The sequence below is a fragment of the Priestia sp. ST2 genome (assembly GCF_055810735.1).
Genome location: NZ_JBVVNT010000001.1, coordinates 1,057,956 through 1,075,078 on the forward strand (window position 1 = coordinate 1,057,956; position 17,123 = coordinate 1,075,078).

General features: G+C 40.5%; 20 protein-coding genes and 1 riboswitch. Of the genes, 12 read left to right on the plus strand and 8 right to left on the minus strand.

Annotated features, from left to right (window positions below; genetic code table 11):
- Positions 1-51 precede the first annotated feature (51 nt).
- Complete coding sequence (locus AC0KUU_RS05420; RefSeq protein ID WP_237074214.1) at positions 52-1,302, plus strand: C40 family peptidase; 1,251 nt, start codon at positions 52-54, stop codon at positions 1,300-1,302.
- A gap of 38 nt (positions 1,303-1,340) precedes the next feature.
- Here the strand turns inward: AC0KUU_RS05420 and AC0KUU_RS05425 are convergent, their stop codons facing one another.
- Positions 1,341-1,880, minus strand: a complete 540-nt coding sequence (locus AC0KUU_RS05425; protein WP_043978564.1) for a DUF2199 domain-containing protein — start codon at positions 1,878-1,880, stop codon at positions 1,341-1,343.
- 151 nt (positions 1,881-2,031) lie between these two features.
- On the opposite strand from AC0KUU_RS05425, the gene AC0KUU_RS05430 reads away from it, so the two are divergent.
- From AC0KUU_RS05430 to AC0KUU_RS05440, 3 genes are all read left to right on the plus strand, one after another.
- Positions 2,032-2,697 (plus strand): sigma-70 family RNA polymerase sigma factor, encoded by a 666-nt coding sequence (locus AC0KUU_RS05430; protein ID WP_322552357.1) that lies wholly within the window; start codon positions 2,032-2,034, stop codon positions 2,695-2,697.
- A gap of 29 nt (positions 2,698-2,726) precedes the next feature.
- Positions 2,727-3,308, plus strand: coding sequence for an ATP-dependent Clp endopeptidase proteolytic subunit ClpP (gene clpP / locus AC0KUU_RS05435; protein WP_043978569.1), 582 nt, complete (start codon positions 2,727-2,729; stop codon positions 3,306-3,308).
- Between the two features lie 144 nt (positions 3,309-3,452).
- Positions 3,453-4,097, plus strand: a complete 645-nt coding sequence (locus AC0KUU_RS05440) for a Bax inhibitor-1/YccA family protein (protein ID WP_013058492.1) — start codon at positions 3,453-3,455, stop codon at positions 4,095-4,097.
- Here the strand turns inward: AC0KUU_RS05440 and AC0KUU_RS05445 are convergent.
- Positions 4,080-4,205, minus strand: a complete 126-nt coding sequence (locus AC0KUU_RS05445) for a hypothetical protein (protein WP_272911071.1) — start codon at positions 4,203-4,205, stop codon at positions 4,080-4,082. The genes AC0KUU_RS05440 and AC0KUU_RS05445 overlap by 18 nt on opposite strands.
- Before the next feature lie 157 nt (positions 4,206-4,362).
- Between AC0KUU_RS05445 and AC0KUU_RS05450 the strand changes: the two genes are divergently transcribed.
- The gene (locus AC0KUU_RS05450) at positions 4,363-5,040 is read left to right on the plus strand and encodes a hypothetical protein (protein ID WP_237074216.1); all 678 of its coding nucleotides are present in this window, start codon (positions 4,363-4,365) and stop codon (positions 5,038-5,040) included.
- A gap of 106 nt (positions 5,041-5,146) precedes the next feature.
- Here the strand turns inward: AC0KUU_RS05450 and AC0KUU_RS05455 are convergent, their stop codons facing one another.
- The 3 genes from AC0KUU_RS05455 to AC0KUU_RS05465 form a co-directional block, all read right to left on the minus strand.
- Positions 5,147-5,308, minus strand: coding sequence for a hypothetical protein (locus AC0KUU_RS05455; protein ID WP_165575905.1), 162 nt, complete (start codon positions 5,306-5,308; stop codon positions 5,147-5,149).
- A 67-nt stretch (positions 5,309-5,375) separates the two neighbouring features.
- Positions 5,376-6,692 carry a CitMHS family transporter gene (locus AC0KUU_RS05460; RefSeq protein WP_237074217.1) on the minus strand — a complete coding sequence of 439 codons (1,317 nt, stop codon included), beginning with the start codon at positions 6,690-6,692 and terminating at the stop codon, positions 5,376-5,378.
- A 296-nt stretch (positions 6,693-6,988) separates the two neighbouring features.
- Entirely contained in the window at positions 6,989-7,849 is an 861-nt protein-coding gene (locus AC0KUU_RS05465) for a LysR family transcriptional regulator (RefSeq protein ID WP_025750019.1), read from the minus strand.
- Between the two features lie 184 nt (positions 7,850-8,033).
- Between AC0KUU_RS05465 and AC0KUU_RS05470 the strand changes: the two genes are divergently transcribed.
- The 3 genes from AC0KUU_RS05470 (at position 8,034) to AC0KUU_RS05480 (ending at position 10,760) form a co-directional block, all read left to right on the plus strand.
- Positions 8,034-9,161 (plus strand): 2-methylaconitate cis-trans isomerase PrpF family protein, encoded by a 1,128-nt coding sequence (locus tag AC0KUU_RS05470; RefSeq protein ID WP_043978581.1) that lies wholly within the window; start codon positions 8,034-8,036, stop codon positions 9,159-9,161.
- Between the two features lie 94 nt (positions 9,162-9,255).
- Entirely contained in the window at positions 9,256-9,921 is a 666-nt protein-coding gene (locus AC0KUU_RS05475; protein WP_043978583.1) for a cyclase family protein, read from the plus strand.
- Positions 9,918-10,760: a GNAT family N-acetyltransferase gene (locus AC0KUU_RS05480; RefSeq protein WP_237074218.1), complete on the plus strand. Its 843-nt coding sequence runs from the start codon at positions 9,918-9,920 to the stop codon at positions 10,758-10,760. The genes AC0KUU_RS05475 and AC0KUU_RS05480 overlap by 4 nt, the downstream gene beginning before the upstream one ends.
- A 27-nt stretch (positions 10,761-10,787) precedes the next feature.
- On the opposite strand, the gene AC0KUU_RS05485 is transcribed toward AC0KUU_RS05480, so the two are convergent.
- Positions 10,788-11,372: a YjgB family protein gene (locus AC0KUU_RS05485; protein ID WP_043978588.1), complete on the minus strand. Its 585-nt coding sequence runs from the start codon at positions 11,370-11,372 to the stop codon at positions 10,788-10,790.
- Positions 11,373-11,705: 333 nt separating this feature from the next.
- On the opposite strand from AC0KUU_RS05485, the gene AC0KUU_RS05490 reads away from it, so the two are divergent.
- From AC0KUU_RS05490 to AC0KUU_RS05500, 3 genes are all read left to right on the plus strand, one after another.
- Positions 11,706-13,316, plus strand: a complete 1,611-nt coding sequence (locus tag AC0KUU_RS05490; RefSeq protein ID WP_043978590.1) for a putative polysaccharide biosynthesis protein — start codon at positions 11,706-11,708, stop codon at positions 13,314-13,316.
- 13 nt (positions 13,317-13,329) lie between these two features.
- On the plus strand, positions 13,330-13,698 hold the full coding sequence (locus AC0KUU_RS05495) for a hypothetical protein (protein WP_025750016.1): 369 nt from the start codon (positions 13,330-13,332) through the stop codon (positions 13,696-13,698).
- Positions 13,699-13,842: 144 nt separating this feature from the next.
- Positions 13,843-13,949, plus strand: a riboswitch (SAM riboswitch).
- Positions 13,950-14,024: 75 nt separating this feature from the next.
- A complete protein-coding gene (locus tag AC0KUU_RS05500) occupies positions 14,025-14,687 on the plus strand; it encodes a sulfite oxidase-like oxidoreductase (protein ID WP_043978591.1) in 663 nt (220 codons plus the stop codon).
- Positions 14,688-14,720: 33 nt separating this feature from the next.
- Here the strand turns inward: AC0KUU_RS05500 and AC0KUU_RS05505 are convergent, their stop codons facing one another.
- Together AC0KUU_RS05505 and moaC are read right to left on the minus strand one after the other, a co-directional pair.
- Positions 14,721-15,233, minus strand: coding sequence for a MogA/MoaB family molybdenum cofactor biosynthesis protein (locus AC0KUU_RS05505; RefSeq protein WP_043978592.1), 513 nt, complete (start codon positions 15,231-15,233; stop codon positions 14,721-14,723).
- Between the two features lie 12 nt (positions 15,234-15,245).
- Positions 15,246-15,734 (minus strand): cyclic pyranopterin monophosphate synthase MoaC, encoded by a 489-nt coding sequence (gene moaC, locus AC0KUU_RS05510; protein ID WP_013058475.1) that lies wholly within the window; start codon positions 15,732-15,734, stop codon positions 15,246-15,248.
- Between the two features lie 114 nt (positions 15,735-15,848).
- Here moaC and AC0KUU_RS05515 point away from each other — a divergent pair, with 114 nt between their 5' ends.
- Positions 15,849-17,114 carry a molybdopterin molybdotransferase MoeA gene (locus AC0KUU_RS05515; RefSeq protein ID WP_043978593.1) on the plus strand — a complete coding sequence of 422 codons (1,266 nt, stop codon included), beginning with the start codon at positions 15,849-15,851 and terminating at the stop codon, positions 17,112-17,114.
- Positions 17,115-17,123: the final 9 nt, after the last annotated feature.

The window sequence follows — 17,123 nt, forward strand, 5'->3', positions numbered from 1 at the left end:
CATTTACATATAAAACTTCTTGGATGAAATAAAAAACAAAGGAGAACAAAGATGAAAGTAATGAAACCTCTTATGGTCACAGCGCTAGGGCTTAGTCTTGCCACTTTTTATGAAGGCGCTTTTCCTGCAGAAAAAGCTGTGCAAGTACAGGCTGCTACAGATGAAAATGTGATTGCTGACAAAGCAAAAACGTATGAAGGAGCGGATTATACGTCTGGAGGAGAGACGCTAAGCGAAGGGTTTGACAGCTCTGGCTTCGTTCAATATGTGTTTAAGCAAGCGCTCGATACAACGCTGCCTCGTTCCGTGAAAGAACAGTCAGAGCTTGGAACAGCCGTCGATAAAAACGAGCTGCAAGCGGGCGATGTATTGTTTTTTGACACCAATGAAAACGGTGAAGTGAACGTAGCTGCTATTTATATCGGAGACGATGAGATGATTTATGCATCTTCTTCAGACGGAAAAGTTGTGGTGAAAAACATTTCAAGCAGCGCGTATTGGTCATCACATTTCGCCAAAGCAAAGCGCATTACAGGAGCACCGGAAATTGCAAAAGATAATGAAGTTATTGCAGAAGCGCTAAAACATCTCGGCACACCATATGTATTTGGAGGCGAGTCGCCAACGGACGGTTTTGATTGTTCCGCATTTGTTGCATATGTATTTCAACACGCATCGGACGTCTACCTTCCGAGATCAACGGATCAGCAGTGGCAAGTTGGAGAAGAAGTTGCTCGCGCAGATTTAAAGCCAGGAGACGTTATCTTTTTTAAAGACACGTATCGTGAAGGGATTTCACACGTCGGTATCTATGTAGGCGGCAATCAGTTTATTCATGCCAAGCGCAGCGAAAATGTGACGGTTGATTATCTGACAAGCAGCTACTGGACGTCTAAGTACGCAGGAGCAAGGCGCTACGATGACTTATCGCTGTCAAAAGACAACCCATTTGTGACCGAATCTCTTAAATATGTAGGAGAAGTACCTTATGCACAAGGTGGGACAAGTCCTTCTACAGGCTTTGATACGGCTGGTTTTGTTCAATATATTTATAAAGAAGCAGCTGGAAAAGACATTCCGCGCTATGCGAGTCAGCAGTGGGAAGCAGGAGAAACCATTTCACAATCTGACTTGAAGCCGGGAGATCTCGTCTTTTTTGAAGGAAGTTCACTTATTCCATCTATCTATATTGGAAATGACTATGTCGTTCACGTATCCACATCTGAGGGCGTGAAAATTACAAACTATAAAGTAGACAGCTACTGGGCTCCTAAATACTACGGAGCAAAGCGCATGCCATAAAGGTAAAAACCAAGACAGTCTGGGGCTGTCTTGGTTTTTTAATAGGTAGTCAATTGTTTTTGTATGTCTTTAATTCGCTCTAGCGTTACCCCTTCCCGCTGCTCGACGGCTAAAGGGTGATTCGTTGGCTCTAACTCGATGAGTGGTCTTGTTCCAACAGATCTTGTATGCACATTTGTTTTTAAATTTAACGTTTCCGGATAGCCTGGAATTGAAACTGAAAACCAGCCGAAATAAGGCGGTTCATTTTCTCTTTTGTCACTTTCCCATAAATCGATCATTCGGCGGAAATTTTCTTCGCTTAAAGAAACCCATATGTTCCAAGTGAAAAATTCTTCTTCATTAAAAACAGGAATTTCAACACAGCCTCTTACGAAAAAATGTTCTTGATTCATGATACAAATCTCTGAATATAGTTCAAAGTCGTTTTGTCTTTCATCGTCTGACGCGTCATAATAGTAAAAAGGAGCTTCACTTGTATAGCTCATAGGCAAAGCAGGCTGAGGGTGTTCACAGGTTAAGTCTTTAAAGTGAAGTTTGTTCGTTTTCTTCTTGCCATATAATCTTCTTCTTCGCATATTATTTTAGACTCCTCAGATAAAGGTATCTTCATTATAATACAAAAAAATGGCTGCTTAAGCGTATAATGTGTAAAAAGTTTGATCCCCCGTATCTTTTGAACTTCCTTTAATCGTTTAGTAAATAGAGAGTGCAAAAGGAGTGAAAATCATGTCACATTCAAAAAAAATCGAAACACAAACAGAAAGCTTTGACGATGCATGCTGGAACGAGCATTACCCAAAATTGCAGCAGTACTGCCGTTTTTTAGCGCAAAATGCGTGGGACGGAGACGATATTGCCCAAGAAACGTTTTTAAAAGCTCAGCGATATAAAGGTGAAGAGCACAAGCTGTCTTCCGCGCTGTTAAATAAAATTGCGTATCATCACTGGATTGATCTGCTGAGAAAACGAAAGCGTGAAGTAATAGCCGAAGAAAAGGGTTTGGAGCAGCAAGCCGACAAGCAGGCGTTTGATAGTAAGGAACACTCGGTCGAGCTGCTGCTTAGTCAGTTTACGCCGAAGCAAGCGGTTATCTTTTTCTTAAAAGAAGGATTCCGCTATCAGCTGAAAGAAATCGCTTCGATTTTACAAACGTCAGAAACAGCGGTGAAAAGCAATTTACATCGTGCTAAGCAGCGGTTAGAAAAAGGCGGTGAGCCGTTTTCTACAGATTCTTTTTGGGATGAAAAAGAACGAAAAGAGCTGTCAGAACTGTTTTATAAAACGTTAGAAACGCAGGATCCAGTACTTTTGATTCATGCTTTGCCTTCCTTAAAAAGCATCATCCAAAAGCCGACGTATACTCCAACTTGCACTCTCTGCATGGCTGCATAGCCGTATTACGTGTGATAAGGAGGATATATATGAGCACGATTCCATATGTAATTGAACAAAGCAACCGAGGTGAACGTTCGTATGATATTTATTCGAGGCTGTTAAAAGATCGAATTATTTTAATTGGTGATGAAATCAATGATCATATTGCCAACAGCGTGGTCGCGCAGTTGCTGTTTCTTGCGGCAGATGATCCTAAAAAAGATATTTCACTTTATATTAACAGCCCCGGAGGTTCGACTTCAGCAGGGTTTGCGATTTATGATACGATGCAGTATATCAAGCCAGATGTTCAAACGATTTGCACGGGCATGGCCGCTTCTTTTGGCGCACTGCTTCTCCTAGCAGGAGCAAAAGGAAAGCGCTATGCACTGCCGAATAGTGAAGTTATGATTCATCAGCCGCTAGGAGGGGCTAGAGGACAGGCGACTGAAATTGAAATTAGCGCCCGCCGAATTTTAAAGCTCAAGCAGCATATTAATGAAATCATATCAACACGAACGGGACAGCCGGTTGAAAAAGTGGCACATGATACGGAACGAGATTATTTTATGAGTGCTGAAGAAGCAAAGACTTACGGAATTATTGACGGTATTCTGTTGCCAAAATAAAGAGATACCAAGTAAGCATAGACGGCAGCGTCTATGCTTACTTTCTATAAAAATAAGAAAAAAGACCTTAGTATTATCTTTATTTTTCTTGAAAAGGTAGGTAATATATAAAATATAACAGATTTTAGAAAGAAGGTTTTACACATGCAAGAAGTAATTGGAGTAGAGCAGCGGTCTCTGTTTCAAAAAGTATTAGTAACATTTATTTTTTCGTTATTTATTTCCACAGTTGGCTTATACGTAGGTCAATATGTGCCGCCGGCTTATTTTATTCCATTAGCGATTGCTGAGCTTGTGATGCTGGTTGCGGCATTTATGTTACGAAAGAAAAAAAGCGTAGGATACGGTTTTACATATGCGTTTTCATTTATATCAGGCATCACGCTCTTTCCAATTGTTAGCCACTATGCGTCAGTAGCGGGAGCACAAGTCGTTCTTTATGCGTTTGGAAGCACGTTCGTTATTTTTACGGTGATGGGTGTAATTGGCGCAAAAACGAAAAAAGATTTAGGGTTTTTAGGCAGCTTTTTATTAGTAGCGCTGTTAGCATTAGTCTGTATCAGCATTTTCTCGTTGTTTAGTCCATTAACAACGCCTGGACTCATGGCATTCTCAGTGATTGGTACCATCGTTTTCTCACTTTACGTGCTGTATGATTTTAACAAAATGAAGCACGGTGAAATCACGGAAGAGCTTGTTCCGATTTTGGCACTGTCTTTGTATTTAGATTTTATTAATCTATTCATCAACTTGCTTCGCTTTTTCGGTATTTTAGGAAGCGATGATTAACAAGAAAAACCTGTTGTCACAACAGGTTTTTTCTTTTTGCTTACGGTATTTCTGAAACGAAAATACGCTGTCAACAACGCCGGTGCTGATGATTACATACGTATTCATGAAATCCTCCTTATAAAAGTGTTAGTGTTATGTCTGCGAGATAAAGAAAGGATATGCGAATCTAAAATAAGTTCGTTTAGTGGTGCGAGTCTTTGAAAAAATGGTAGTATAGAACAGGTACATAGCGAACGTAAATTTTTTGGAAGGATGCATGTTAGTGGTGAATTTTAAGGAGTTTTTTACTATTTCTTCGTATGAAGTAATGGAGCATATGAGTCGAAAAGAAAACGGAAAGAATATAGATGAATATGAAGTGATGTTGTATAACGAAAACGTCAGTCAAACAGAAAATGTGATGATTAAGTTTAAAAAGGTGAGCGATGAAATAGCAGTGGAAAAGGTCCAAACGTTCTCTTACTTTGATCAGCAGAGTCCCAAACATCCCTGTAAGATTTGCGGCAGTGAAGTGATGGTAAAAGAGAACAGCACTGAAGAACTAAATGTTTACGCACATAATTGTTCATTTAACTATGAAGAAATAGAGTGCTGTTTAAGAGAACTAGTACAAAATGAACTTTTACAGGATAGATTTACTCAAGAAGAATTCGACCGGAACTATGGAGTTAACTACCGTGATGACGCTAACCAGCAATATAGCTTTTACGATGCCCAGCAAAGAGATACTTTTTACACCATCTTTAACGATAGTGTTTATCACACCTCTTACGCAGGACCACAAGAGCTCCGCTGCAAGTTTTGCGGGATGGATGAAGAGCTGCTTGTTGTAGACGGAGCCTTCTACCAAAAGTGCACAGTGCTAACTCCACATACAAATCAAATTATTAATATGATTGAAGCAAGAAAACAAAACGAACCAGACGTAACAAAACGTTGAGGAGAGAAAAGGGGCCGAAGTCTCAGAAGAACATAAAAAAAGAAGCTTCCTTTTGAGCGAAAGGAAGCTTATCAAGTTTGTACCTATAGGGTTGAGTGGTGCATAATTAAATAGCTACCGGAATAACTGATGAATCATTAAAGTAAACAACTTCTGAAAGAATGGTGCAGCCTTTCAGATTTTTGAGCTGAGAAAGGGCTTCTTCTTTGCTATCAAACTCGTACATTCTCATTTCACCTTTTCCTACATAACACGTAATTACATACATTTTAGAAGTACCTCCACCTATCATTTATCAATTTATTAATAAAAAGCCATAGCGGCTTTTATTCCTATTAAAATAGCGTAAGTGCGCCTGTGACAATAGCGAGGACAATTAGAACAAGAGACGTTAAAACGGCCCATTTAAATGCAAAGCGCTGATGTTCACCAAGATCAACACCTACCATACCTACAAGTAAGAAAGTAGACGCAACGAGTGGACTTAACAGATGAACAGGTTGTCCGAGCACTGAAGCTCGCGCAATTTCCATCGGATCAATTCCGTAAGAAGCAGCTGTTTCAGCGAATATTGGTAAAACACCGAAGTAATAAGCGTCGTTACTCATCACGAATGTAAACGGCATGCTTGTTAAAGCAACGATTGTCGGTAAAAACGAACCGAGTGAATCAGGAACTAAATGAATTAACAGGCTTGCCATTTCGTCAACCATTTTAGTGCCGGATAGTATTCCTGTAAAAATACCGGCTGCAAACACAAGGGCTGCAACGGTTAACGCGTTGCCTGCATGAGCCATTAAGCGTTCTTTTTGATCCTCAAGTTTTGGATAGTTAATCATAAGAGCAAGCGCAAAACCAATCATAAATAAAACAGAAACAGACCAAATGCCAGAAACCAATACGACCATGAGTGCAATGGTTAAAGCTAAGTTAATCCAGATTTTTTTAGGCTGTGTAATATCTTCTTGAGAAGTTAAAGATGCGTCTTCAGCAAACGCAAGCGAGCTTTTTAATTCAAACTGCTCGATGTCAATAGCACCAAGTCGTCTGCGCTCTTTTTTTCCAAGAATATAGCCTGTAAAAACAACCCACAAAGCTCCGCCAATTAACGTTGGAAGAAGTGGAATAAAGAACTTTGATGCATCGAGGTGAAGGGCAACAATCGCACGAGTAGCCGGGCCTCCCCAAGGCGTCATGCTGCTCATAATACTAAGAGAAAGCATCGCAACTGTCGTTAACACTAACGGACTCATATTCAGGCGTTTATAAAGTGGAAGAAGAGCAGAAACCGTAATCATATAAGTGGTTGTACCGTCTCCGTCTAGTGCAACTAAAAGCGATAGAAGAGCCGTTCCGATGACGATTTTAAGCGGATCGCCTTTTACGATTTTTAACAGCTGCTTAATTAATGGATCAAACAGTCCGGCATCAATCATAACCCCGAAATATAAGATGGCGAACAGCAGCATCGCAGCTGACGGAGCTACTTGTTTTAACCCTTCTAGCATCATGTCTCCGACGCCTTTGCCAAACCCTCCAATCACAGCAAAAAGAAGTGGAATGACCATTAAAGCTACGATAGGAGACATCCTTTTTGACATAATGAGATACGTAAAGACAATAATCATTGTAAAACCTAGTAGTGCTAGCATTCAAACAACCTCCTTTATTTTCCCTCTTTTCTCTGAAAGCGTTTTCTTTTAGAGTAAAAAAACGTGACTAACATCTCTCATCCCCATGTATGAGCCGTAGTTTGATTATTAAGAATTTTTAAAGCCGCTCTTTACTCCCGCTGATGTTTCTTGTTTTCATGTTAGTACATTTCTAAAAATAAAGGAAATATAGGTTTTTTTAGAAAGTTCATAAAAAATTTTTATAATGGTAGTCTAGAAAAAAGTTTGGCCTAAAAGAGAGATTCTTCCAAGACGCAAACTTTTTAGCTTTGGCTTTATTTTTCACTTAGCTTTAAAAAGTCAATAAACGCTTTCACGACCGATAGATTCAAGTAAGAAGGATCATACATGAGCCACGTGTTTCGAAGCAAAGGTGATTCATCTCGGTACGAAAGTCCGTATGTATATAAGTTGTCGCTGGAGTGAAGGCAAATTTCAGGTAAAATGGCAAAGCCTAAATCATTTTTGACCATTTCTTTGGCCGTTTCTTGCCGGTCAACTTCCATTGCCACAAACGGAGGCTCTGAAAACTTGTCATGCCACCAGTCTTGAATGAGATCTTTTAGCGACGTATCGGTTTTATAGTTAATATAAGGCAGGTTCGGCAAGTCATCGATCGCAATCTCTTTTTTCGAAATTAAGCAGAGCCGTTCTTTCGTCAGAAGTGATTTTTCTCCGTTCCACGGGTAATTGCCTCGTAAAATGCCAACGTGCACACGCGAAGAGTCTAATAGATTCATAACTTGTGTACTCCAGCCCGTATTGACGCTGAACTGTACATTTGGGTAGTGAAGAGAGAACTGCTTTAAAATTTTAGGCAGCTTATGCTGTGCAAAGTTACTCGATACCCCTAAGCGAAGCGTTCCCGTAACGGTTTCGCTCATATTACGCATGCTGTCTTTTGTTTCCTGCAGCTGCTTCCACATATTTTCCGCATAGCGAACAAGATGCTCACCTTCAGATGTAAACTCAATTCCTTTTTTCGTTTTGAAAAAAAGCGACACGCCAAATTCTTCTTCAAGATTTTTAAGGCGGTAGCTTAAAGAAGGCTGCGATACGTAGAGCCTTTCAGCCGTTCGCGTAATGTTCTTTTCTTCGTGAAGAGTTTTAATTAATATCCAATCTTTTTGATCCATCCCGATTCCCCCTTGTATTTAGATTATAAAAAAATTTTTAAAAAGACAATAAATTTTATGTATTTTACTTATGACCACCTCTATTATACGATAAATGGCAAATGAACCGGTTCTAAATAGTAAAAAAATAAAATGGTTTGATGAACGCCTCGGCGTTTGTTAGTAGGGGAGAAAGGTGATTAATATGACGCGTATTCCTGTAACGGTTATGAGAGGTGGAACAAGTAAAGGGGTTTTTATCAATCATGAAGAAATGCCTGTGAACAAATCGGATTGGGAACCGTTTTTGCTAGATATAATGGGAAGTCCGGATCAACGTCAAATTGACGGACTCGGCGGAGCTAATTCGCTGACAAGTAAAATCGCGATTATAAAAAAATCAGATTTAGAAAAAGCTGACGTAGATTACACGTTTGCGCAGGTTAGCATCAGCGAATCTCTCGTTGATTTTAAAGGAAACTGCGGCAATATCTCTTCAGCGGTCGGACCTTATGCAATCGAACAAGGACTTGTACAACCTGTGGAACCGGTGACCAAAGTGCGGATTTATAATACGAATACGAAAAAAGTAATCGTAGCGGAAGTAGAAGTAGAAAACGGAAAAGTGAAAACAGAAGGATCCTGTATGATTCCTGGAGTGCCGGGTACGGGTTCACCCATTTATCTTTCGTTTGAAAACGGAGAAGGAGCCGTTACTGGAAAACTGCTTCCGACCGGGAACGCTATCGATCTTCTGCAAACATCCATCGGGACGATAAAAGCATCAATTGTTGATGTAGGAAATCCGCTTGTATTTGTTAAAGCAGAGGATATTGGCCTAAAGGGAGCAGAACTTCCGCATGAATACACGGACAAACAGCTGAAGCTATTTGAAGAAATTCGCTCCATTGCAGCGGAAAAAGCGGGGCTCGCACCTCAAGACAAAGCAACCAAACTGTCACCAGCGGTTCCAAAAATGACGATTATTTCTCCTCCTATGGACCATCGCGACGGGACTGGCAGAGAAAAAGCTGCTTCTCAAATGGACGTATTAATCCGTATGATGTCGATGCAAAAACCGCATCAAACGCTTGCGATTACAGGAGCAATTTGTACGACGGCGGCTATCTATACAAAAGGCACGCTTCCGTCAGAAATGGTTCAATTAAAAGGCGATACCGTTCGACTTGCTCATCCAATGGGAATTATGGAAACCAGTGTGGATCTAAAAGATGGACAGGTTAACGGAATCAAAGTAGTGCGTACAGCCCGTCTTATTTTTGAAGGATTTGTTTATACAAAGCATACGTATGATGTATGTTTATCAAGTTAATAATGTTCTCTAAAAAAAGCTCTTTCTAGGAAACTAGGAAGAGCTTTTTTATGTTAGAATATTTTTACTGAATATTGAAAAAGTGGGTGAAGGTATGAAAAAAAGAACGTATATTGATCTAAGCCACATCATTGAAGACGGAGTTATCACACATAAAGGCTTGCCGGCACCGATCATTTGCGACTATTTAAGCCGAGAAGAGTCTAGAAAGCTTTATGAACCAGGCACTGAATTTCAAATCGGTAAAATTGAAATGGTCACGAATACCGGTACGTATATTGATGTGCCGTTTCACAGATACAAAGACGGAGCGGATTTAGCTCAAACGGCTATTGATAAAACAGCCGGATTAGAAGGAATAGTCGTTTCAGTTGACCCGACTTTAAAAGCCATTGATGAATCTCATTTTCAACATGTAGACGTAAAAGGCAAAGCGGTATTAATTCATACAGGATGGGATCGTTACTGGGATACAGACGAGTATTTAGAAAACCATCCATACTTAACAGAAAGCGCGGCAGCTTATTTAGTGTCTCAACAGCCCGCTCTTGTCGGAATTGATTCGATGAATATTGACGATACAAAAGGAAAAGCAAGACCAGCTCATACGCTGCTGTTAGGTTCGGACATTGTAATTGCTGAACACTTATGTCACTTAAATCAACTAACGGAGTCCTTTTTATTTTACGCCGTGCCTCCTAAAATAAAAGGAGTTGGAACGTTTCCGGTAAGAGCATTTGCGGAGGTAGAAAGAAGATGATCCAGTTACATAGATATAGAGAAGTGCAGGAATTTAAAAACCAAGTAGAGCCGCTTTTATCAAAGAATGAAGTTCTTCATAACTTAGCGCTCGGCATTTTACACAGCTTGCAGGAAAACAGCAAACCAAATTTTATGGGTGTTATTTTAAAAGACAGCCGTGCTGCGCTTGTGTTGCTGCAAACCCATCCTAAGCAAATCATACTGTCTCAAATACAGCAGCTAACGGAGGGTGAACTAAGCGAAGCGGCAGAGCTGTTACAAGAAATCGACATACCGGGCTTAGTTGGAGAAAGACAAATGGTTTTATATCTTTCTCAAAAACTAGCAGATTTAAAAAATCAAGAAGCTTCTTTAAAAATGGATCAGCGCATTTACCAATTAGACAAAGTAAAAAAAGCTGCGGAAGCTGACGGAGTGCTGGTAAAAGCAAGATTGGAACACCTTCCGCTCGTGACAGAATGGATTTGGGAGTTTATGGGCGTCATTGGAGACCCTGTATCAAAAGAACAAGCTGCCAAAACAGGAGAAGCTTTTATTAAAGCAGGAAGGTTATTCCTATGGGAAGTGAATGGCAAGTATGTGTCGATTGCCAATGCTACGCGTCCAACGGCCCATAACATTACGATTAACTTTGTATACACGCCTCAAAAAGAACGTAAAAAAGGCTATGCCTCAAGCTGTGTATCCACGCTTTCTCAGCTTATGCTAGACGAAGGATTTCAAACAACAAGTTTATACACAGACATGACAAATCCTACGTCTAACAAGATTTATATGGAGATTGGGTATGAACACGTGGCCGATTCCGCATTGGTTTTATTTCATGAAAAAAAGTAGCAGACAGCCTGCTACTTTTTCTATTACTTAAGGTTTTTTAACTAAATTAACATGATTTAACGTTTTGCTATCATCAAAAATGAATTCAAGATCATAGGCGCCGGCGTGATAGGTGTACTTCGTTTGAGTAGTACCATCACCTTTTACTTTGCCTGTAAAGTTCGGCTGACCTAATTCTTTCTTTAAGTTAGCTTGGGTGATGGAGCCTAGATTTGTTTGACGCTCTACATTTGTACCAAAATAGCGGATTTCGTTAATGACGTTATTTTGATCATAGCCAAATGCGTATCCAGGGTGACCCATTTCCGCGTGATAGTAGTCAAAGTTGTTTGATGAACCTTCAGGCGGGGGACCGAACTGATCGCGAACGTCTTGACGCAGTGTTTTACCAATTTTGAAGTCTGCCGTTAAGCGTGGCACTTCACCTTTTACTGCGGCGTTGTAAATTTCATTAATGTTTTTTACAGCTGTTTGACTTTGACTGCTTGTTTCTTGAGATGTAGCTGCATGTGCTGGTGTATCAAGCTGAGCGACAGGAGCAAATCCAAACGCAGTAATTCCTGTAATCGTTGCAGCCGCCGCTGCTTTTGATAGTCGTTGTTTCATTTTCATGATTTTTTCCTCCTATATATAACGATTTAGCAACCTCAGTCTACCTAAAAGAACAGGTAGGCCAGAATAATCAAGGAGTCTTAGTTTAGTTGGTAACTGATATATATATAATTTAACACGTCTTTTAGAATGTAAACGTCAGGTAAAGTAAAAAGCAAAAAACGATTCATTTATCATAGGTGAAAAGATTGGTTTATATTCCTTTATTAGGTAAAAAACGTAATATAGAGAGGGTTCTAATGTTTTATAAAAAACTAGATAATAATTGTAAGTATGATACAATAAATCAAGTATTTGTTAAAAATACAATATTTATTTCTGGAGTTTTGATGTATGGAAAAAAATTTGATGAGAGGTACGCTTTTATTAACAGCGTCTTCTTTATTAACAAAGATTTTAGGCTTTATTTATATTATTCCTTTCACAGCCTTAGTGGGAACGTCAGGTTACGCGCTTTATAAGTATGCATACGGTCCATATACCTTGATGCTAAGCTTGTCGACAATGGGTCTTCCGCTTGCTGTTTCGAAGTATGTATCGAAATATAACGGTCTTGGAAACTACCGTGCGGGACAAGATCTGTTAAAAGCAGGAATTCTATTAATGACAATAACGGGCATAATAGGTTTCTTAGTCCTCTATACAATGGCACCGTGGCTCGCTGAACTAGTCATTAACGGAAAAGATTCCTCAGGAAATAGTCAAAAAGACGTAGTGTACGTCATCCGAATGGTAAGCTTTGCTTTAATTATTATCCCGCCTATGAGTCTATTACGAGGCTACTTTCAAGGTAACCAGTCTATGGGACCGTCCGCGCTAAGTACGATTATTGAACAAATAGTGCGAGTGTTGTTCATTTTAGCAGGAGCATACGCTGTTATTCACCTTTTTCATAGCACAATGACAAAAGCTGTTGGAATCGGCACGTTTGGAGCGTTTATTGGAGGCGTAGGGGGAATTGGGATTCTTGGAGCGGTTTATTTGAAGCGCAAGCGGTTGATTATGAAAGAAGTGAACAGCGGAAAGAATAATAAGTCCGTTTCGTTCTCTTCAATGTTCAAAGAGATTGTAACGTACGCCGTTCCGTTTGTATTAGTTGGTTTAGCTATTCCTATCTATCAAAATATTGATACGTTTACAATTAACATGCTCTTTCAATCAATAGGATATGGACAAGCTAAAGCCGAAACGATCAACTCCGTTATTGGATTAGCCCAGATTTTGGTGATGGTGCCAGTATCGTTAGCGACTGCCTTCAGCATGTCACTGATTCCGGGCATTACGTCTTCTTTTGTGCAAGGAAATTTACGGGAAGTAAAAGGGAAAATTACAAAAACGCTGCAGCTGCTGTTATTTTTTACTCTTCCTGCTGCCGTGGGGCTTTGTTTATTAGGCAAGCCGGTATATATGATGATTTTTGGAGCAAAAAACAGCCCTGAAATCGGTGGAATTGTTTTACAATGGTACGCGCCTGCTGCCATTTTATTTGCTCTTTTTACAGTAACAGCCGCAATTCTCCAAGGAATTAATCAGCAAAAGAAGCTAATCTTAGGCTTGGGCTTAGGAATTGTTGTGAAGATAGTATTAAACGTACTGCTGGTTTCATGCTTAAAAGAAATTGGACCGGTTGTCGCGACTTACGGAGGGTATGGTGTATCGGTTATATATAACTTTTATTTAATTGAAAAATCCATTTCTTACCGAGTTCAATCACTGGGACAAGCTGCGTTGACACCTGTTTTATTAGTAAGTGTGATGTCAGCCGCTGTGATTATCGGCAATTATACTTCTCACTATTTTTTAGAAAATAAGCTGTCTGCATCTTCACTTGCGATGAGCACATCTTGTATTTCAATTGCTTTAGGTGCTGCCGTGTATCTAGGACTTGGCGTAAAAACAAGTTTAGGGCAATCCGTTGTATTAAATAGAAGAAAAAGAATGTAAAGGAGAGAAAGTAGTGTCAAAACGATTTGTACTAACCGTGGCGGCTGGAGGGTGTATAATAATTTCCGGCGCGCTGCTGCTATTAAATTGGGAAAGATTGTTTGGCGATTATCGTCCCGTTCAAACAGCAACAGCTGTATTCAAGCTAGAAGTGGGAAGTCAAGATGTAGCGAGGACTACAGATTCAGATGATGCTCTTCACTATATGGTGAAAAAAGGACATTTAGATGAATATATTCATATGATGAATGAAAAAGGCTATATGTTAAAAGAAAAAGATATTGATCATAACCGACTTGTTTTTAACGATGGACAAGAGGATGAGCAAATTTACTACAAGCGTTTTGCCAAGAAGTATACGATGATTGATGGAGAAGGGTAAAGGTTTTATATGGTATTTTAGTAGACTAAAATCTTATAACCCTACCTGTTTTTAAAGTTTTTTTGCGGAAAAGAAAAATAATATTGACAATTATGACAAAAAGCTTAATACTGACTTTATTACATAAAACAAATACAATTTGTTTCCTTATCAAGAGAGGTGGAGGGACTGGCCCTGTGAAACCCGGCAACCGCTGTCTATGACAGAATGGTGCCAAATCCTTAAGAGTGTACTGCTCTTAGAGATAAGGAAGAAGCTGAAACAAAGCTCTTCCTTATTTATTTAAGGAAGGGCTTTTTATGTATAAAAAACAATGAGGTGATAATTTGAACAAAGCAGACCGTATTAAACGAATGAAAACACCGGAAATTGATCCAAAGTATGAAGGACGAGTGCCTCCGGGTCAGGTAGTAACGGAGCGCTTTCCGATTTTACATGAAGGCGACGTGCCGGAGTATAACTTAGAGGAATGGACGCTTCGGGTATTTGGGTTGGTAGACAAGGAAGTGACGCTTTCGTATCAAGATATATTGGACATGCCGCAAACGACGGTGAAATGTGATATTCACTGCGTAACGAGATGGACAAGGCTTGATAATGAATTTACGGGCGTGCTGTTTACAGACTTTTTAAAAGCAGTTGGCGTGGAGCTAAAAAGTAAATACATCATGCTGCACGGAGATAATGACTATACGTCAAACATTGAGGTAAAAGATTTACTGAGAGACGATATTCTTCTCGCTCATTCCTTTAACGGAGAGCCGCTTACAGCTAAGCACGGATATCCGCTGCGATTGGTTGTTCCGCATTTGTACTTTTGGAAAAGTGTTAAATGGCTCCGAGGCTTTGAAGCTATTGATGAAAATCATCCTGGCTTTTGGGAGCAAAACGGCTTTCATCTTAGAGGAGATCCGTTTAAAGAAGAGCGTTTTTCTGGAGAAGATTTAGGCATTCCAGAAGATGAGTGGGTACATAAAGACTATGATTAATGAAAATGCCTATGCGTGTGCATAGGCATTTTGTCAGCGCTGGCGGTTTAATTCCCACACAACGTGGCGAAGTTCAGGCAAAATCAGCTTGGTCATAGCTAGACGAACAGCACCGCTTGATCCTGGTGTAGAAAAAACGGCTTTTTCGTTAATCGTCCCGGCAATTGCTCGGCTCATAATTGCTGCGCTGCCAATGTCTTCGGTGTAGCTCAGCATGCGAAACAGCTCGCCAAACCCAACGATTTCTTTATGAATCAGCGCTTGAACGGCTTCAATTGTGACGTCTCGTTTTGTAATGCCGGTCCCGCCGTTTGTGAGAACAACGTCAATGTCCTCAGCACTGCATCCGGCAAGTATCGCTTGTTGAATCGACGTTTGGTCGTCTTTTACAATTTCATAGGAAGCGACCTGCATGTCGTGTTCTTTCAGAAGTTGGATCATTAGCGCGCCGCTTTTATCGGTTTCTTTTGTACGTGTATCTGATACTGTAATGACTTTGCAGCGAACGGGCTGTGTTGCTTTGGATTTATGTTCATGTACGCTCATTATGTACCTCCTTTACGCTTCCGTACGCTTGTAGTCACCATTTTTGCCGCCAGATTTTTCAAGCAGATACGTTTCGCCGATAATCATGCCTTTATCAATGGCTTTGCACATATCATAAACGGTTAGAGCGCAGGCAGAAGCGGCAGTTAAAGCTTCCATTTCAACGCCCGTTGAGCCTTCCGTTTTAACAGTTGCTTCTATTAATAAACGGTACTGATCATTGCTTGTATCCCAGTCAAATGAAAGGTTTACGCCTTTTAATAAAAGAGGGTGACACATAGGAATAATGTCAGACGTGCGTTTTGCTGCCATGATTCCCGCTACTTGTGCGACAGCAAGCACGTCGCCTTTTCCAATTTTATGTTCTACAATGGCTTCGTGAATTTCTTTGTTAACGAGTATGCTTGAACGAGCTGTTGCAACGCGGCGCGTGATAGATTTTTCGCTAATATCGACCATGTTGGCACGGCCCTGGTCATTAAAATGTGTAAAAGAAGACATCGGTGTTTTCATCCTTTTTCAGTAAATTTTGTTGTATGATAGAAATAGTGAGATATGCTATGATTTTACACCATAGCGTAAAAAGTGAACAGACATAAAGGAAGTGAAGAATGTATGTTAGAAAGCAGAACACCTATTTCAATTCCTGAAGCAATTGAAAAAGTCATGACTTATAAAAGAAAAGGCAGCATCGAACGCGTATCGATCACCGAAAGCTACGGACGCTATTTAGGAGAAGATATTATCGCCGACCAAAACGTTCCTCATTTTAATAAATCGCTTTATGACGGCTTTGCGGTTCGAGCGCAAGACTGCGTAGAAGTCTCAAGTGAACATCCTGTTGAGTTCGAAGTAGTAGGTGAAATCGGTGCAGGCTTTGTTTTTGAAGAAGAAGTAAAGCCGTTTCAAGCGGTGCGTATTATGACAGGAGCGCAGGTCCCTCATTCATGTGATGCGGTTGTGATGCTTGAAGTAACGAAGTCGTATGAAAAAGAAGGCAAAACGTATATGGCGTTAAGCAGGCGGGCTTCAAAGTGGGAACACATTGCATTAAAAGGAGAAGAAACAAAAAAAGGAGACGTGCTTGTTTCCAAAGGAACGCGCATTAATCCAGGCGTCACCGCTTTTTTAGCTACGTTTGGCTATGCGGATGTCGCTGTCGTGAAGCAGCCCGTGGTTGGCGTGTTAACAACAGGAAGCGAACTGCTTGATGTGAACGAGCCGTTAGAACCAGGAAAAATTCGCAACAGCAACTCCTATATGGCACTTGCGCAAATTGTAAGAAGCGGGGGAATTCCGAAATACTTAGGAAAGCTTGAAGATGATTTTGACCGCTGCTATGAAGCGGTAGAAAAAGCGCTTGAAGAAGTGGACATTCTACTAACAACCGGCGGGGTATCCGTTGGCGACTATGATTATTTGCCGGCTATTTATGAAAAGCTTGGTGCGAATGTGCTGTTTAACAAAATTGCGATGCGCCCAGGAAGCGTTACAACAGTCGCAGAACGAAACGGACAGCTGCTGTTTGGACTATCAGGAAATCCATCTGCTTGCTATGTCGGGTTTGAACTGTTTGTTCGTCCGATTGTTCGCAGCTTTTTGTATTCACCAGCGCCTCATTTACATAAAACAAAAGCGGTATTAAAGGGCCGTTTCAAAGAACCTAATGCTTTTACGCGAATGGTGCGAGGAGAGATTTCAGATGAAGGCGGAAAGCTTGTTGTGACGCCTGTTGGCATGGACAAGTCAGGGGCTATTTCATCATTAGCTGCAGCAAACGCGCTGATTGTTCTTCCAGGAGGAGAGCATGGATATGACAAAGGAACAGAAGTGAACGTGCTGCATCTCGAAAACGAAGGAACAAGTTCGCTATGGGTATAAATAGCATTC

What these genes read in the sequence shown, in the direction of transcription:
- AC0KUU_RS05465 (WP_025750019.1), bottom strand. Translation starts at nt 7,849, where the DNA reads ATGGATCAAAAAGATTGGATATTAATTAAAACTCTTCACGAAGAAAAG.
- AC0KUU_RS05515 (WP_043978593.1), top strand. Translation starts at nt 15,849, where the DNA reads ATGTTAGAAAGCAGAACACCTATTTCAATTCCTGAAGCAATTGAAAAA.
- AC0KUU_RS05475 (WP_043978583.1), top strand. Translation starts at nt 9,256, where the DNA reads ATGAAAAAAAGAACGTATATTGATCTAAGCCACATCATTGAAGACGGA.
- AC0KUU_RS05460 (WP_237074217.1), bottom strand. Translation starts at nt 6,692, where the DNA reads ATGCTAGCACTACTAGGTTTTACAATGATTATTGTCTTTACGTATCTC.
- moaC (WP_013058475.1), bottom strand. Translation starts at nt 15,734, where the DNA reads ATGTCTTCTTTTACACATTTTAATGACCAGGGCCGTGCCAACATGGTC.
- AC0KUU_RS05490 (WP_043978590.1), top strand. Translation starts at nt 11,706, where the DNA reads ATGGAAAAAAATTTGATGAGAGGTACGCTTTTATTAACAGCGTCTTCT.
- AC0KUU_RS05425 (WP_043978564.1), bottom strand. Translation starts at nt 1,880, where the DNA reads ATGCGAAGAAGAAGATTATATGGCAAGAAGAAAACGAACAAACTTCAC.
- AC0KUU_RS05485 (WP_043978588.1), bottom strand. Translation starts at nt 11,372, where the DNA reads ATGAAAATGAAACAACGACTATCAAAAGCAGCGGCGGCTGCAACGATT.
- AC0KUU_RS05430 (WP_322552357.1), top strand. Translation starts at nt 2,032, where the DNA reads ATGTCACATTCAAAAAAAATCGAAACACAAACAGAAAGCTTTGACGAT.
- AC0KUU_RS05480 (WP_237074218.1), top strand. Translation starts at nt 9,918, where the DNA reads ATGATCCAGTTACATAGATATAGAGAAGTGCAGGAATTTAAAAACCAA.
- AC0KUU_RS05455 (WP_165575905.1), bottom strand. Translation starts at nt 5,308, where the DNA reads ATGTATGTAATTACGTGTTATGTAGGAAAAGGTGAAATGAGAATGTAC.
- AC0KUU_RS05440 (WP_013058492.1), top strand. Translation starts at nt 3,453, where the DNA reads ATGCAAGAAGTAATTGGAGTAGAGCAGCGGTCTCTGTTTCAAAAAGTA.
- clpP (WP_043978569.1), top strand. Translation starts at nt 2,727, where the DNA reads ATGAGCACGATTCCATATGTAATTGAACAAAGCAACCGAGGTGAACGT.
- AC0KUU_RS05505 (WP_043978592.1), bottom strand. Translation starts at nt 15,233, where the DNA reads ATGAGCGTACATGAACATAAATCCAAAGCAACACAGCCCGTTCGCTGC.
- AC0KUU_RS05445 (WP_272911071.1), bottom strand. Translation starts at nt 4,205, where the DNA reads ATGAATACGTATGTAATCATCAGCACCGGCGTTGTTGACAGCGTATTT.
- AC0KUU_RS05470 (WP_043978581.1), top strand. Translation starts at nt 8,034, where the DNA reads ATGACGCGTATTCCTGTAACGGTTATGAGAGGTGGAACAAGTAAAGGG.
- AC0KUU_RS05420 (WP_237074214.1), top strand. Translation starts at nt 52, where the DNA reads ATGAAAGTAATGAAACCTCTTATGGTCACAGCGCTAGGGCTTAGTCTT.